This window comes from Paenibacillus sp. CFBP13512 (assembly GCF_005233705.1).
GTDB classification, from domain to species: domain Bacteria; phylum Bacillota; class Bacilli; order Paenibacillales; family Paenibacillaceae; genus Saccharibacillus; species Saccharibacillus nuruki.
Genome location: NZ_QGAD01000019.1, coordinates 13,252 through 29,531 on the forward strand (window position 1 = coordinate 13,252; position 16,280 = coordinate 29,531).

General features: G+C 38.0%; 12 protein-coding genes and 1 other RNA gene. 2 read left to right on the top strand and 11 right to left on the bottom strand.

Annotated elements, in window-relative coordinates; genetic code table 11:
- Nucleotides 1-7 precede the first annotated feature (7 nt).
- Both PaeCFBP13512_RS19695 and PaeCFBP13512_RS19700 read right to left on the bottom strand, forming a co-directional pair.
- A complete protein-coding gene (locus PaeCFBP13512_RS19695; protein ID WP_137225533.1) occupies nucleotides 8-3,079 on the bottom strand; it encodes a metallophosphoesterase family protein in 3,072 nt (1,023 codons plus the stop codon).
- A 125-nt stretch (nucleotides 3,080-3,204) separates the two neighbouring features.
- A complete protein-coding gene (locus tag PaeCFBP13512_RS19700) occupies nucleotides 3,205-3,783 on the bottom strand; it encodes a hypothetical protein (protein ID WP_137225535.1) in 579 nt (192 codons plus the stop codon).
- Nucleotides 3,784-4,345: 562 nt separating this feature from the next.
- On the opposite strand from PaeCFBP13512_RS19700, the gene PaeCFBP13512_RS19705 reads away from it, so the two are divergent.
- Entirely contained in the window at nucleotides 4,346-4,612 is a 267-nt protein-coding gene (locus PaeCFBP13512_RS19705) for a hypothetical protein (protein ID WP_137225537.1), read from the top strand.
- A 118-nt stretch (nucleotides 4,613-4,730) separates the two neighbouring features.
- Here the strand turns inward: PaeCFBP13512_RS19705 and PaeCFBP13512_RS19710 are convergent, their stop codons facing one another.
- Nucleotides 4,731-5,024 carry a hypothetical protein gene (locus PaeCFBP13512_RS19710; protein ID WP_137225539.1) on the bottom strand — a complete coding sequence of 98 codons (294 nt, stop codon included), beginning with the start codon at nucleotides 5,022-5,024 and terminating at the stop codon, nucleotides 4,731-4,733.
- Between the two features lie 298 nt (nucleotides 5,025-5,322).
- Here PaeCFBP13512_RS19710 and PaeCFBP13512_RS19715 point away from each other — a divergent pair, with 298 nt between their 5' ends.
- Nucleotides 5,323-5,502, top strand: coding sequence for a helix-turn-helix domain-containing protein (locus PaeCFBP13512_RS19715; RefSeq protein WP_137225541.1), 180 nt, complete (start codon nucleotides 5,323-5,325; stop codon nucleotides 5,500-5,502).
- 20 nt (nucleotides 5,503-5,522) lie between these two features.
- On the opposite strand, the gene PaeCFBP13512_RS19720 is transcribed toward PaeCFBP13512_RS19715, so the two are convergent.
- From PaeCFBP13512_RS19720 to tpiA, 8 genes are all read right to left on the bottom strand, one after another.
- Nucleotides 5,523-6,662: a site-specific integrase gene (locus PaeCFBP13512_RS19720; RefSeq protein WP_137225543.1), complete on the bottom strand. Its 1,140-nt coding sequence runs from the start codon at nucleotides 6,660-6,662 to the stop codon at nucleotides 5,523-5,525.
- Nucleotides 6,663-7,482: 820 nt separating this feature from the next.
- Nucleotides 7,483-7,847: a transfer-messenger RNA gene (gene ssrA / locus PaeCFBP13512_RS19725) on the bottom strand.
- 384 nt (nucleotides 7,848-8,231) lie between these two features.
- Nucleotides 8,232-8,714: an SsrA-binding protein SmpB gene (smpB, locus tag PaeCFBP13512_RS19730; RefSeq protein WP_069325810.1), complete on the bottom strand. Its 483-nt coding sequence runs from the start codon at nucleotides 8,712-8,714 to the stop codon at nucleotides 8,232-8,234.
- A gap of 127 nt (nucleotides 8,715-8,841) precedes the next feature.
- On the bottom strand, nucleotides 8,842-11,610 hold the full coding sequence (gene rnr, locus PaeCFBP13512_RS19735) for a ribonuclease R (protein WP_137225545.1): 2,769 nt from the start codon (nucleotides 11,608-11,610) through the stop codon (nucleotides 8,842-8,844).
- 431 nt (nucleotides 11,611-12,041) lie between these two features.
- Nucleotides 12,042-12,272: a preprotein translocase subunit SecG gene (gene secG, locus PaeCFBP13512_RS19740; RefSeq protein ID WP_069325812.1), complete on the bottom strand. Its 231-nt coding sequence runs from the start codon at nucleotides 12,270-12,272 to the stop codon at nucleotides 12,042-12,044.
- Nucleotides 12,273-12,578: 306 nt separating this feature from the next.
- Nucleotides 12,579-13,883, bottom strand: a complete 1,305-nt coding sequence (gene eno / locus PaeCFBP13512_RS19745; RefSeq protein WP_069325813.1) for a phosphopyruvate hydratase — start codon at nucleotides 13,881-13,883, stop codon at nucleotides 12,579-12,581.
- Between the two features lie 82 nt (nucleotides 13,884-13,965).
- Nucleotides 13,966-15,510, bottom strand: a complete 1,545-nt coding sequence (gene gpmI, locus PaeCFBP13512_RS19750) for a 2,3-bisphosphoglycerate-independent phosphoglycerate mutase (protein ID WP_069325814.1) — start codon at nucleotides 15,508-15,510, stop codon at nucleotides 13,966-13,968.
- Complete coding sequence (gene tpiA, locus PaeCFBP13512_RS19755) at nucleotides 15,511-16,263, bottom strand: triose-phosphate isomerase (RefSeq protein ID WP_069325815.1); 753 nt, start codon at nucleotides 16,261-16,263, stop codon at nucleotides 15,511-15,513.
- Between the last annotated feature and the right edge of the window lie 17 nt (nucleotides 16,264-16,280).

Here is a 16,280-nt window from a genome sequence, read left to right on the forward strand (position 1 = left end):
AAATATTTTAATTTTCTTGTTCATTCAAAATTTTTAAAATTTTATCAACAAGAATTTTATTATCCTCTATTCTTTGTGAATCTAATATCACTTTTATAAAGTTTATAGCAAAAGTACGATTACCATGATACTCATTAAATATAAGTGTTATCAATTCATTGACTGATTGAGATAATTTCATGTCATCATGAATATGAGCATTTTCTAGCAACTCTTTAAACTGTCCTGCTATTTTTTCAGCTTTAAATTCTTCTGCTTCTTTCATGTCTTCTTTCCATTCTTCACAGTCGGATCTTATTTTGTCTTGCAGTTCTTCTGCTTCGTTAAAAAGACTATCAAATTGAAATTCGATGTCATTCGTTATTTTATCTTGATTAATGAATTCCTTTTTTAGAAGGTCTACAAAATGGAACCATAAGCGAAAATGATCTTGTAATTCATCCTCCACATCATTTACTTCCCTATCAAATTCTTGATCAAGGTCGTCTAACGCTCCACTTGCAATTTCCAAACCATTTTCCATGTAATATTTAATCAATTCATTTAAATCAACCTCTTGCAATATTTCATGCACACTTCCTTCTTCTAAAAAGGTCAAATCAAAGTTGTTATAAGCTACATTCATTACACGGTTTATAACTCTTGTATTAACATCATTAGAAATCAAGTTTAGTTTTTTCAATTTCAAGAAAAAATCATAAGTCCGTATTGTGTGGAGTTGATTCTGAAAAACATCATCTAGTATAAGCTCTTCCCAAATTTCTTGAATATCACTATATTTTTTATTAAGCCAATAAAGAAAATTATCACAAACTTCTTCTACAAAGTAATGAACTAATCTCTGCTTCTTAAATATATAATTGTCATACAAGAAATCATCACTTTCATAGAGCTCAGAACTGCTATTATACAAAGCTCTAAATAAACTTTTTGAAAAAAGTTCCCAAAGATCTTCTTTAATTAAAAACTTATTTTGTTTATTTAAGAATGTCGTTTCACTAATTAAATTTTTAAAGTCGGCTAATGAAATAAATAGTTCTATCATTGTTTCATGACTTTGCGTGTATTTAACAAAAGCCTCTTTCATACTAGGATGATATGGTTGCCATATTACATCACCTTCATTATAGGAATTTTTAATTAAGCTGTTTTTCATATTTTGCAAAGAAGAATTGATTTCAGGAGCAGTAACATTAAAAACTTTTTTTAATTTTTCGTCTAAATAATCTTCAGTTATAACAGAAGGTAACCTACCATCTTTAAGCATAATTAATACTAATGTGGATTGATCCGAAGCACTCAATTCAGCAATTATCTCAACCAAAAATTGAACTGGTTTTTTCAGAAAATCTTTTATACCCTTCATAGATATCTCTACGTTTTTTGTATAATTCTTATCTGTTAATCTTCTAACTAATTCAGGATTGAATAATTCTTGTTTTATTATTTCTTCTTGATAAAATTCTATTTTTTCTTTAATTTCCGAGGATATATCTCCATGCTTCAAGTGAGAAGCAAGAATTTTCTCTCTCTCTATTTTTGAATAATCATCAATTATTACTTGGTTTTCTGTGTTCCATAATAAAGGGAATTTGCGTAAAGCACTAAGTAACTTCGGAGAACTTTTAGATTTTGTAAGTATGTGTCTTCTGCAAGTGCATACAATAAAATCCCCGTTTTTAATCACTTTATTTAAATTAGAGAAGATATCTTTGCTAAGATTCTGAATTTTAAATTCTTCTAAATCTTGTTCGCCGAAAATATCGTCAAAAAAATATATTTTTTTTACTTTATAATCAAAGTTCATAGGATGATTCTCTATTCTTGCAGATACTACCACAGAATCTTTATATTGATCTTTAATAGAAAGGCATAGTTTTTGAGCTATTATAGTTTTTCCCGATTGTGGATTCCCCACTATCATAACAAAATGGTTTTGCTGTAAAATTTCATTTGCCTGAGTATAAAAAGAATTTTCTACAAAAGGGGTTACTTCTTCAAGCCAGCCTTGAACTATTTGGCTTGATTGCTCGAAGATACTTGACATTCCCCTTAGCTTTACTGAATCAAAAGTTACATTTTCTCTCACAGTGTTACCATCATCTATCAAAGGTAGACATTTAGATTGCTCTATTTTTTCTTTAAAACGGTTCAGTTCAAAAGAATACTGACCTTCACTCGTTCTTCTTCCTACTGTATTATCAGGATGCCAATACTCGCCTGCTTCATTCCATTTATGATAAATCACTTTTCCAGAAGCAAGCTCTGTATTTATTACACCTGTCATAAACATAGGCACAAGACCGGCATAACTGTCATCTAACATTGAGCCTGAATTAAAAAAGTAGGTTTCGTTCTCATTGTTAGTATTATGTTGATATGAAGCTTTATGTCCATGTCCATTCAAGTAAAGATCTATGTTCGCATCCGAAAGTCTATTTAAAAAACTCTGTTTTTCAGATTCATGAATACAACTTACATTATGATGGCCTATTGCAATATTGACTTTACTATCATCGGCAATCTGCTTAAAAGCATCATAAAGCTTTTCCAATCCAATAAGGATATTTCCCTCTGCATTGTCTGCTGCAGCAACTAAACAGGTATTTATATGAATGAGATTGAAACCTTCACACTCCTTTACAAAATGTAGTTGATCTACAGGATACTCCTCGCCAATATAAAGTTTATAAAAATCGAAATACGACTGTTGTCCTGAAATCAGAGAGTTATAGGTTTCTTCATCCAAAGAATTAATCTCATCCATAGTATCTGAAGCTTCAATAATATTTTTTGCTAAACGCTCTTTCATCTTACTTCTTTTAATATCATGATTTCCAGGGATCATAAAGACATTGCTCTTCTCTATAGTTGCTGCTTCAATCACATCATCTAAGAAGCGTATAACATTTTCTTCATAATTCTCTCCCCCTTCCACTATATCCCCAGTGATAAATAAATAGTCGATATCGTTTTTTCTGTTTGATAGGTAACTGATTAAAGACTCTCTCAATACCCTTGTATTATAATTATCGTACATACGATAAATACCTGAAATTTGTGCCCACTTAATAAGCATAATATCTCTCCGTTAATTAGATTTATTAAAAAGAACAATTAGAAGAAAAGAAATGTAGCTGAGTAGCTTCATTTCTTTTCTTCTGATTTCTGTGGATTTGCAAATATACTTTTCAATTAAGCTACTTAAGTAAGATCGTTTCTAATCCTTCCTTCAACACGTTTTTCAACCTTTTTAGCAGCTTCAAAAAAATCCAGTTTACTTCGTTGCTTATAACCACAACCTACACAATACCAACTATACTTCCCCCAAAAGGTATTCCGCTCTTCTAATTCTGTATTACAATTCCGGCATATTGGTGGGCTTTGAATATTTATTTTGCTTAAATTATTTTCTGGAGATACATCTATAAAACTTCTACTGGGCAATTTTTTGGGTATTCTTACTCTCCACAAGACGTTGGACCATTCCTCCAACCCCAGATCTTCCCATCCTCTTGAAGAAACAATCCCTATAATAGGAGAATATCTTTTATTCATTCCCTTAATAAGTCTCATTCTTTTTACAATAAACCATATTGATAATACTACCAGCACTAAGCTAAGAGAAATCGCCCATGCCCATTTGGGGAATTTAAATTCGCCCTGGCTAACTACTTCCACTAACCCGGCAACTACAGGAGTAGCTAATACAAATGAAGCCAGTACTTTCCCAAGAAATCCTGCAGCAGTATTCATCAACATCTGTAGCAACCATTTTTTCATAAAGAACCTCATGTTATTAAATTTGTCTTGATAATTTTGGCTTCTTTCTTAAGTTTACCAAGTTTCTCCTTGCTTGGCGATACATTCGCTATCCACTTCTTTGAAAAATATGTTCTAATTCTTAGATGTTCGTCTACAGATATATTCCGAAAAGGCTTCTTTTCGGGATAAATAACAGCACATTTAACGTAAACTCGTCCTTGTTTTTAAGGTTTATTGGATAAAAATTGGGTATTTTCCTCTCAGATCTAAACTCAAACGTGGTGCGAAAACGTGCACAGTGTTAAACAACGATACCTTCTACCTTATCCTTCAAATGTACCTCTTATTTTCTATACTCTCAATCTTCTCGAATGAAATAGCTTTATGTATTCTCCATTTTCAACATTGATTACAAAGCTACCGTTAGAAAATCAATTTCCTACTTATATTGCAATATGAGCAGTGGAAATTCATAAATAAGGAGGATCATTATACGTTAAGAACACAACCGCTGTTAGTAAATCAGAGAACTGACTTATATTGAACAAGTAAGACCATCATCACTAAGGAGGCTGTACTATTGACTTTGAACAAGGATTTTATGGCACACGTATTCAAGGCTGTGGAAGAGAAGAACAAGAGTAAACTTGAGAGACTTTTCAAGTTGGATGCGAATGTATTTCTGCAATGCACCCATGCTCTCGTAGCTAATGGTTTTATTCAGGAAACATCACCACAGAATTTGATTCCTGGCGGAGATTCTGAACTTCCTATTGACCTCCATTCTCCTTCTGCTTTCGAGCTGACTACAAAAGGTCGCCTCTTGCTTCAAATGAAGCGACGATAGGCCAAAAAACCTCCAGAGATTTGGCGTAACTTCTGGAGGTTTTTATTTTGCTATACCGAAAATGCACGTTCCCACTTTTTTGAACCTCTCAGATTGATTAGTTTTTGAAAAGACGACCCTATGACCGAAATAATCGATTTAAGGGGATTTGATCAATCTCTATACAGAAAAGGTTCACGTTCTTCATCAGAAAGTTCATCCGGTTTTTTCCTACGGATTTGCAGTAGTTAAGCATCGCTCTTACCTTCACTTTCGGAGTGTGGGGAGTAGAAGGAATAGCAACTATCCCATCAGGAAAATGAAGGTCAAATTCTAAAGCTTCTTGGAATTCTGTTTGTTTCTTTTTATCTTGAATACTCTTATCCTTATTTTGATTTTTATTCAGTTGAATTTGCATATTCATTTTATCCAATGCTGAAAACCTCCTGAAAGGTATTGTTCTACGAGAGCTTCTGCTACTTATAAATTACCCTATTTATAAACCTTCAGATTAATAGCTTTTAAAACTTACCTACAGTGTCGTAACAATCGATCTGAGGCGAAATGTAGGATTGATTCATTTTTACAGAACTAAGGAGAAATACTTTTGTACTTTAAACCATGAAATCTAAAACCACATAGAACGCTTAAGCTCCCTCAGATCCTCTTGCTTTTCTTATAATGATTATATTGAACAACTTAATCATTCAAAAGAATAGAGGTAAAGTACTATGGAAAAAAATTATGATCTTCTAACAATTGACGAAGCAAGGGATCTTCTGCGAATCGGAAGAAATGGCATGTATGACTTAATTAAAAACGGCATGCCTCATATTAAAATTGGTAAACAGATTCGAATTTCTAGGGCATTACTTGATACTTGGATAGAGGAACATATTATCGCCTCATAAGAAAAACTCCTGTATGGTCTTTAAACCGTACAGGAGTTTTTCTTATTCAAAGCTCTGTCTAATGCCAAAATTGTTTCTTTATGTGTGGTATCAAAGCGATGTGTATAGATTTTACTGGTAGTCGATATATTAGAGTGACCTAACATCTCTGAGATCGATTTGAGGTCTATTTTATTTTCATACAAAATGGATGCAGTTGAATGTCGTAGATCATGCAATCTGATTTTTGGTAAATCATTAACTCGAAGGAACTTATTGAATTGTTCTGTTACGGAATTCACACGATATGGTTCACCATTGTCTTTAGCATAAACGTAATCGGAATCTACATACTCACTCTTTAATAAGTTCTTGAAGTAATCTTGCTTAGCTCGATGTTTAAGCAATATTTCCAATACATCATCTGGCATATAAAGTGATCGTTTGCTTTCCTTTGTCTTTGGTATTTTAGTGATTACATTTTTTCCTGCGGAGGTTCTAACCTCTACAATATTTATTATACGCTCTTCAAAATTGATGTTTTTCCACTTTAGTCCGCTAATCTCTTCTCTTCGAAGTCCAAGTTTTCCCGCTAAGTAAACTGGAACTTCAAGTTTTGTTCCATTTATTTTTTTTAACAATTCTTCCATCTGTTCCTCATTGTAAGCTTTTCCTTCAAAATGCTTCTTCTTAGGCAACGTCAGTGCAATTGCAGCATTACGATGCGTAAACTCTTGACTTACTCCATAATTAAGAGCACTTCGAATGCAAGCATGATGCTTATGAACCGTATTTGGTGATAATGCTTTTTCTTTGACCAAATAACTATAGTAATTCTGTATATGCATTGGACGAAGATCACTTAATTTTAGATCCTTGAAGTAAGGAGTCATATGCTTGGAAATCAGATTATTGTATCCGTATCGTGTTGTTTCTTCACAATAATCTTTAACATAATGCTTCATCCAGTAATTCAGCATATCAACTACGCTCATGCTATTTGAAGTTGCTAATACGTTATTTCGTTTATTGTATTGAAAATTTCTTAATGCCTCGTCTGCTTCTTTAAATGTATCATACGTCTTAGTTGGTTTATGCCTTTTTCCATCCACTATTCCATGGTCGAATGTTACTTGATATTTTCCATTCTTTGTTTTTCGAATACCTTTTGTTATTACCATATTGATCTTCCCCTTTTCAATGTCTATGAGATATCAATAATCTAATATAAGAAGGTATGTTCGTAAATACTAAATTTGTCGAACCTTGTTCTATACCTCTCTTAGAGGAATCTTCAACCTGAGTGTAAGTTAACATGGCAACCCTTTTGTAGGAAATGCCATAAGTCGAACAGTCACCATAGGCGAGATTAGAATTCTGATGATTTTTAAAGTTCCTATTTCCTGTGATGATTGTATGATGTGTTTTAACTTATTTAAATCTGCAACTTGATCATTAATACTAATCGTTTGCCAGGTTATACCCACCTTCTACTTCTTTTCTTTCTCTCTGAACAAGTACAAATTTCGTCAGGATTAGACAATATTCCCTTAGCTTTTTTCAATAATTCAAGTTCTTTTCTGCCAATCAATGTCGTCTGCATCTCACGCTTCGGATGTTTACTGAGCTTACGATTGCGATTTATTTTGACCATATTTCACCTCTATTTCGCATTTTCTTTCAATAGTCGAAAACAGATCCGTAACATAGAACAGTCATCTGCTTTCGCTTCTTTTAGAATCCTTAGTAATTATGCATTTGCTCGCTGATGATTCCATAGTGAGAGTAACTTGATATTTTGCATTCATTGTTATTCTAATCGTAGAGGAGTCTTTAACCTGAATGTAAGTTAACATGAAATTAAAAGACATGACAATGGCCATCGTTAGACAAAATGTCTACTTTAAAAAGCTATAACCGGCTCACTTATATCATTTGTCTAACATTTGTCTACTTTTTAAGACATAAAAAAACCCAGCCCTTGTGGGGACTGGGTTTTCAGTATGGAGGCGAGGGGAGTCGAACCCCTGTCCGAAGGCAACGTTACATAAGCTTCTACGGGTGTAGTGACAGATTTGATGTCACCCTAGGAACTCCCTGTCACCGGATTCCCTTTGGGTCAGCCTGGTTATCTTATTCAGCACACCTCAGGCGGAGATGTGACAGCGTAGCCCACTATTAGTTGGGCCCTCGTCCTGGCACATGGGCGATGCGAGGGGAGAGCACGCTCACAGGTTATTAAGCTGCGAAAGCGTAGTTAGTTTGTTGTTTGCCGTTTAATAGGCTTTAGCGTTGATAAAGCGGACGCGTCCCCACTACCCGCTACTCATGCTCGAACTACCCCCGTCGAATCCATAAACGCCCCCTTAATAAAAAGGGTGCTGGATTAGAACGGATCACATGAGTCTCGTTATCCGAATATACAGCAACAGTCTTTCCCTCCATAAGAAAGAACTGTAAAGTGTCGCCTGTATCAGCAATATGCTGTTTCTATTGAAAGAATATACAACGACCACAGACTATGAGTATACCACATTTCAGCATCTTTGAACAGTTGCCTATATGCACAAGCTTTGTTCTCAGCATGGATGAACATGTAATTCCTCTAGCTCTCTATCTGCTTTATAAGCCAGACTAGACGAACATTGTCACTGATTTACACCAGCTTCACTATCCATTTACCCATCTCACTTCATATTGTAACTAACTCGCTACAAATGGGTAGAAATGAGTATTACGCACTTTATACATTAGCGAGACACTTTCTGGTTATCCCGTAATGCCCGTTGAATATCGCGATCTGCATCTTTTTTGGCAGCTGTCGCACGTTTATCATGCTGTTTCTTACCTTTACCCAGACCGATTAAGAGCTTCGCATACCCGTTACGGATATAGATTTTAAGCGGAACAATCGTATAACCATCTCGCTTAGAAGCACCGATCAACTTGCTGATCTGACCTTTATGCAATAGCAGTTTACGAGTACGTGTCGGATCAGTTGGATTGGCACGGTTACCTTCTTCAAATGGGCTAATATGCATATTGTGTAAAAACACTTCGCCATTACGAATCGTGGAAAACGCATCACCGATATTCGCTCTTGCCCGGCGCAATGATTTGATCTCTGTTCCGGTTAAGACCATCCCTGCTTCATACGTATCTTCGATAAAATAATCATGTGATGCTTTTTTATTTTGCGCTAGAACTTTACTTTCACCCTTTTTAGGCGCCATAAGGGTTCACTCCTTTATTACCGAATTAGTGATCATACTCTACTTACAAATAAAGATCGGCGTTACTCCATCCTCTATCCTCATTCTAAGGTGTACAGAGAAAGAAGAAAGCCGATCGATATCTTATTTATTCAGGTTTTTGCTCTGTTGGTTTTGGTTTGCGTTTACGTGGACGACTCTTTTTCACTTCGCCACCTGTTTTGCTAGGATCTGCTTTGGCAGAAGACGTTTGGATATTGCCTGCTTCTGGATCGAATACAGGGCCTTCTATCTTTTTACGTCTTGGTGCTGGGCTGCCTTTACGCTTTTTGCTACTTTCGACAGGGCTATTATAGCCACCTTTACCTGAACCAAAGTTGAAGTTGCGAGAGTTGTCTTTACTCGAACTTTTCGGAGCATGAGTCGAAATGCCTTTCGCTTTTTTAGGCGCACCTTCACTATTACTGGTACTCGCAGATACCGTATTTTCTGTAGCACGCGGCTGTTGTGTATTCGGTACACTTACAGCACTCGTTTGACCAGAGACTGTAGACGGTTTACGTTTACGTCTCGCCGGCTTTTTGCTACCACTATCTGCGGTTGGAGCTACAGATGCTGTAGGCGCTTTGCTCGCTTTTGCAGCCTTCGCTGCTTTGCCGAACTTCGCCGCTTTACCAGCTGCTTTGTTTTTACCACGATCTCCGCCACGTCCGCCTTTACGGTCGCTATCTCCACGTGGAGGACGAGCGCCACGATCTGCGCGTTCAGGACGGTTGCTTTTCGGCATATCTTTCAGCTCAAAGTCGATCGTATGATCTTCCATATTCACACGTGCTACACGTACGGTAATCGCATCACCGATACGATAGATTTTGGAAGTACGTTCACCAAGTAAGATCATTTGTTTATCGTCAAAATGATAATAATCGTCAGTCAGCATACCTAAGCGGATCAGACCTTCTACTGTATTATCCAGTTCGATAAACATACCGAAGCTAGTAACACTGCTGATCATACCTTCGAATTCTTCGCCCACTTTATCCAGCATATACTCTGCTTTTTTCAGTTGGTCGGTATCACGCTCTGCATCTACAGCAACACGCTCACGTTCTGACGATTGCTGTGCAATATCCGCCATACGTGAATTCAAATAATCTTGACGCTTCGGCTTAAGCTTACCACCATTTTCGATCACTTCACGAATGACACGGTGAATAACCAGATCGGGATAACGACGAATCGGTGATGTAAAGTGACTATAGTAATCGGCGGCTAGTCCAAAGTGACCTGAACTGTCTGCGGAATATTTCGCTTGTTTCATCGAACGAAGCATCATTGTGCTGATTACTGTTTCTTCTTTTTCACCTTTGATATCTTGCAACAATTGTTGCAATGCACGTGGATGAACATGATCGCCTGTTCCTTTGATGACATGACCAAAGTTAGAAGCAAATGCTAAGAAGTTTTGTAATTTTTCTTGATCTGGATTTTCATGAATACGATACAAGAAAGGCACTTGAAGTGTGCTAAAATGCTCGGCTACAGTCTCATTCGCAGCTAGCATAAACTCTTCGATAATCTGTTCTGCAACAGAACGCTCACGTTTCACAATATCGATCGGTCTGCCTTTTTCATCTAAAATGATTTTCGCTTCGTCAAAATCAAAATCAACTGCGCCACGACGAGCACGCATCTCACGTAACTGCATCGCAAGTTCACGCATTAATTTGAAATCTTCGACAAGTGGAGCATAACGCTCTAACAATTCTGGATCTTCATCTTCCAAAATTTTGCGTACATTGGTATACGTCATACGCTCTTTGGTTTTGATTACACTGGTAAATACTTCGTGCTTCACGACTTTCATATGCTCATCGAATTCCATTTCGCATGAAAGAGTTAGGCGATCTACCTGTGGATGAAGACTACAGATCCCGTTCGATAGACGATGTGGCAACATTGGAATCACGCGATCCACTAGATACACACTGCATCCACGGTTGTAAGCTTCGATATCGAGCTTAGAGCCTTCTTTAACATAGTAGCCTACATCTGCAATATGCACTCCTAGACGGTAATGTCCGTTGTCTAGACGCTCTACATTAACAGCATCATCCAAGTCTTTGGCATCTTCGCCATCGATCGTAACGATATTTTTGTTACGTAGATCGCGTCTGCCTTGTTCGACGATCTCTGCATCGGTAATGGAATCAGGAGCCGCTTGCGCTTCATCCATAATTTCATCAGGGAAAGACTCTGGCAGTTGATGCTTACGAATAACAGACAAGATGTCTACGCCCGGATCATCTTTGTGACCCAACACTTCAACAATTCGTCCTTCTGCTGCTGCTCTGCCTTCTGGGTAGCTGACGATTTCAGCAACCACTTTTTCGCCTTCGACTGCACCACCGAATGCTTCTTTGGGCACAAAAATATCGCGGTTAATCCGCTTATCATCCGGAATAATAAATCCGTACGTATCCAACCCTTGGAATACACCAACCACACGTGTATTTTTGCGAGTGATGACACGAACGACTTCACCTTCCATACGACCACCTGTCGTACTGCGAGACGTCACTTTAACAAATACGATATCCCCGTTCATTGCGGTTCCCATATCATTGGCATTGATATAGACATCACCATGCTCTTTTTCCTCAGGAATTAGAAAAGCAAATCCTTTGGCATGAGCTTGAATCCGTCCACGAACCAAATCCATATGTTCCGGTAGACCATAATGATGAGACTTGTTCTGTACGATAATGCCTGTACGCTCAAGTTCATTTAATATTTTGACCAATTCTTTAAAGTCTGAAGCCGCTTGAATCTCTAGCTGCTGCTCCAATTCTTGATAAGTCATTGGTTTATAGTCGATACTTTTTATTACATCTAATACTTGTTGTTCAGTAATCATATCATTTCACCTCGGACGACCTTCAGGGTAAGCTTATCTTCCCTTCTTGATCCGTATGTATAACTGCATGCATTGTAGCGTTTAGTATACTCATACCCTAGTATACACTAATTTAATCTCACCTATTCAATTCGACCGAAATATTCAGTTTCCTGTATCCTTCTGCATAAAAAAAGAGGGCAGTTCGATTATCCCCTCCTTGGTTGGGAATAACAAAACTGCCTTAAAGGTATTGCACATCATGCACTTCGGCTTTACTTGACTTACATGGGAATAATGGACAAGCTCGGGAACAATTCCAAGTATAGTTCCCTTATATGAATTCTCTATGAACAATCACTAACCAAAGAGCATCTATTTACAATTGCTTACCATATAAAAATCGCCTGATGCAGTAAAGTTATCCTTTACCACTTCAGGCGATTCATGATTTAACTAAATACCGCTACAAGAATAGCTAGAACAAAAAATCCAATAGCCAGTCCTACTGTTGTACGTTCCAACACCAGTTCCATTCCGCGCGCTTTGGTTTTACCAAAAAGATGTTCCGCACCGCCGGAGATGGCACCAGAAAGTCCAGCACTTTTACCTTTTTGAAGTAGAACAATAACGATCAACCCAACGGAAAAAATCATGAGCAGTACTTTCAAAGTCAATAACATGAATTCCACCTCCTCAAACGAATACGCCGAACATCTATCGTTATCATATAAGAACAACAGTGATTGACCACCACTATTGTATGTAATAATCGTATAGAAAACAGCATTCTTATTTTAGCATATTTTTCAAGTGAAAAGCAATCTTTTTACTCCGATATGTATCGTGAAGTAAGGTTTTGACTCCAGCTCTTCTTTTAAGGTGTCAACATATACATAATCTTAAAGAGCACCTATAGATATAAAACACATATAAAAAAACAACCACCCGGCATGATACCAGATGGTTGTCTATCACTTAAAAGTGAATTATTTAGTTAAGCCTCTGTGTGCAGTCAAGTTGTAGAAAGATTTAAGACCATCGTATTTAGCAAGGTCACCCAATTGATCTTCGATGCGAAGCAATTGGTTGTATTTTGCAATACGGTCTGTACGTGAAGGAGCACCTGTTTTGATTTGTCCAGCATTTGTCGCTACAGCGATGTCAGCGATTGTGCTATCTTCGGATTCACCAGAGCGGTGAGAAATAACAGCTGTGTAACCAGCGCGTTTAGCCATTTCAATCGCATCAAATGTTTCAGAAAGCGTACCGATTTGGTTAACTTTAACAAGGATAGAGTTACCAATACCTTCTTCAATACCACGACCAAGACGCTCAGTGTTTGTTACGAACAAGTCGTCACCAACCAATTGAACTTTGTCTCCCAATTTCTCAGTTAACAATTTCCAACCTTCCCAGTCATCTTCAGAACAACCATCTTCGATTGTAATGATTGGGTATTTATCAACCCATGAAGCCATCAAGTCTACGAACTCAGCAGAAGTGTATGATTTACCTTCGCCAGCAAGTTCATATTTACCGTTTTTGTAGAACTCAGTAGAAGCAACGTCCATACCCAAGAATACGTCAACACCTGGTTTGTAACCCGCTTTTTCGATTGCTTCAACAATAGAAGTCAATGCTTCTTCGTTAGATGTAAAGTTAGGAGCGAATCCACCTTCATCACCTACAGAAGTGCTTAATCCTTTAGCTTTCAATACAGATTTAAGGCTGTGGAAAATCTCAGCACCTGTACGAAGAGCTTCTTTGAAGCTAGGAGCTCCAACTGGCAATACCATGAATTCTTGAACGTCAACGTTATTATCAGCGTGCTCACCACCGTTGATGATGTTCATCATTGGTACTGGCAATTGTTTAGCGTTGAATCCGCCCAAGTATACATACAATGGAAGATCAAGAGCATCAGCAGCTGCACGAGCAGTAGCCATAGATACTGCAAGAATAGCGTTAGCACCTAATTTAGCTTTGTTAGGAGTACCATCCAATTTGATCATTGCTTTATCAATACCCAATTGATCAAGAGCATCCATACCAATGATTTCTGGAGCGATGATTTCGTTAACGTTCTCTACTGCTTTAAGAACGCCTTTACCCAAGTAACGAGATTTATCTTCGTCACGAAGTTCTACAGCTTCATGAGCACCAGTAGATGCGCCAGAAGGAACGATTGCGCGACCCAAAGCGCCTGATTCCAAGTATACTTCAACTTCAACTGTAGGGTTACCACGGGAGTCAAGAACTTCGCGTGCATAAACATCAGAAATAATAGTCATGGTTAAATGTTCTCCTTTTAAATCGTTATTTTAGATCATAAATGATCATTACATTTTAATGCATATCTTTTATAGCGAGCAATTACTTACGGCTGTTGACAATAGATGTACCTGTCATTTCTTCCGGTTTAGGTAATTGTGCAAAATCAAGAATGGTTGGTGCGATATCACCTAAAATACCACCTTCACGCAAAGTAACATTTTTATCTGTGACGATAAATGGTACAGGGTTCGTTGTATGTGCCGTCTGCGGACGACCCAATTCGTCGATCTCCGTCTCAGCGTTACCATGGTCAGCAGTAATTAGAGCTACGCCGCCTTTAGCTAGAATCGCATCTACGACTCTACCTACACACTCATCTGTTGTTTCTACCGCTCTGATTGTAGGCTCTAGCTTACCAGAGTGACCTACCATATCAGGATTAGCAAAGTTCAAAATGATAACATCTTGACGCTCTGCTTCAATCTCAGCGATACAAGCATCTGCTACTTCACGTGCACTCATTTCCGGTTGTAGATCATACGTAGCGACTTTAGGAGAGTTAATCAAGATACGAGTCTCGCCTTCTAGTTCTACATCACGACCGCCACTGAAAAAGAAAGTAACGTGAGGATATTTTTCAGTCTCAGCAATACGCAATTGTTTTTTGCCATGCTGTACTAAAACTTCACCAAGCGTATTATTCAGATTCTTCGGTCCATAAGCTACCGTTCCACTTACTGTATTGCTGTATGTGGTTAAGCATACATAGTACAGGTTTTTAGGTTGTGCATGTCCACGATCGAATCCTTCAAATGCTTCTTGAGTAAAAGCTTGAGACAACTGAATTGCACGGTCAGGACGGAAGTTCAAGAAGATCACCGAATCGCCATCACTTACTGTGCCTACTGGTTTTTCTTCACTATCGACAATAACAGATGGTTCAACGAATTCGTCAAACACTGAATTTTGATAAGAAGAAGAAATAACGTTTTCTGGATCTTTGAATGCCGGACCTTCGCCGAAAGCGATAGCACGGTAAGCTTTTTCCACACGTTCCCAGCGTTTGTCACGATCCATTGCGTAATAGCGACCTTGAACCGTAGCAATTTTACCTACGCCAACTTCTGCTATTTGAGCAACCAATCGTTCCATATAACGTTTACCGCTATCTGGTGATACGTCGCGTCCATCCAAGAATACATGAATCAGTACATCATGGAAATCTTCGCGTTTAGCCATATCCAGTGTAGCGAATAAATGATCGATATGACTATGTACACCGCCATCGGATAACAGGGTGAACACATGCAATTTTTTACCGTTTGTTTTTGCATTTGTAAATGCGCCAACCAACGCTTCATTTTGGAAAAAGTCTCCGTCACGAATCGACTTGGAAATACGAGTCAAATCTTGATATACAATGCGACCTGCACCAATATTCAAGTGACCAACTTCCGAGTTACCCATTTGTCCTTCAGGCAGACCTACAGCTTCACCGCAAGCCGTCAAAGTTGTATGTGGGTATTCGCTTAGATATCTATCATAATTCGGTTTTTTCGCTTGAGCAACACCGTTGCCTTCTACTTCTGCGCGTAGACCGAATCCATCCATAATGATTAATGCTACTGGTTTGGGTGCTGACATTTACTTCGCCCCCTCAACGAGCTGAATGTAAGAATCAGGTTGCAAGCTTGCGCCGCCGACAAGTGCGCCATCGATATCGCTTTGTCCCATATACTCCTTAACATTCTCAGGTTTCACGCTACCGCCGTATTGAATACGAACTGCGTTAGCCACTTCTTCGTTGTATAGACCTTTAACCAATTCACGAATATAAGCGATAACTTCATTCGCATCTTGGGATGTAGAAGATTTGCCTGTTCCGATTGCCCAGATTGGCTCATAAGCGATAACGGTTTCTTTCGCTTGCTCTGCGCTCAATCCTACAAAAGCACCTTCTGTTTGTACTTTGCATACTTCTTTAGTTTGATTAGCTTCACGTTCTTCAAGCTTTTCACCTACACATACGATAGGAGTCAGACCATGACGGAAAGCAGCATGTACTTTTTTATTAACGATTTCGTCTGTTTCAGCAAAATATTGACGACGCTCAGAGTGACCGATGATTACATAATCCACACCAAGATCTTTCAACATTACGCCACTGATTTCGCCAGTGTAAGCGCCATTGTCTTCAAAATGAAGATTTTGTGCACCGATTTTGATCGAAGTTCCTTTTACTGCTTCAACCAAAGCAGGAAGATTAGTGAAAGGAGCGCAAATTACGCTTTCTACGCCATCTACTTCTGCTTTGCCTTTGATATCTTCAATAAACGCTTTTGCTTCAGGAACGGTTTTGAACATCTTCCAGTTCCCTGCAATAATTGGTGTTCTCACTGCGATATCACTCCTTC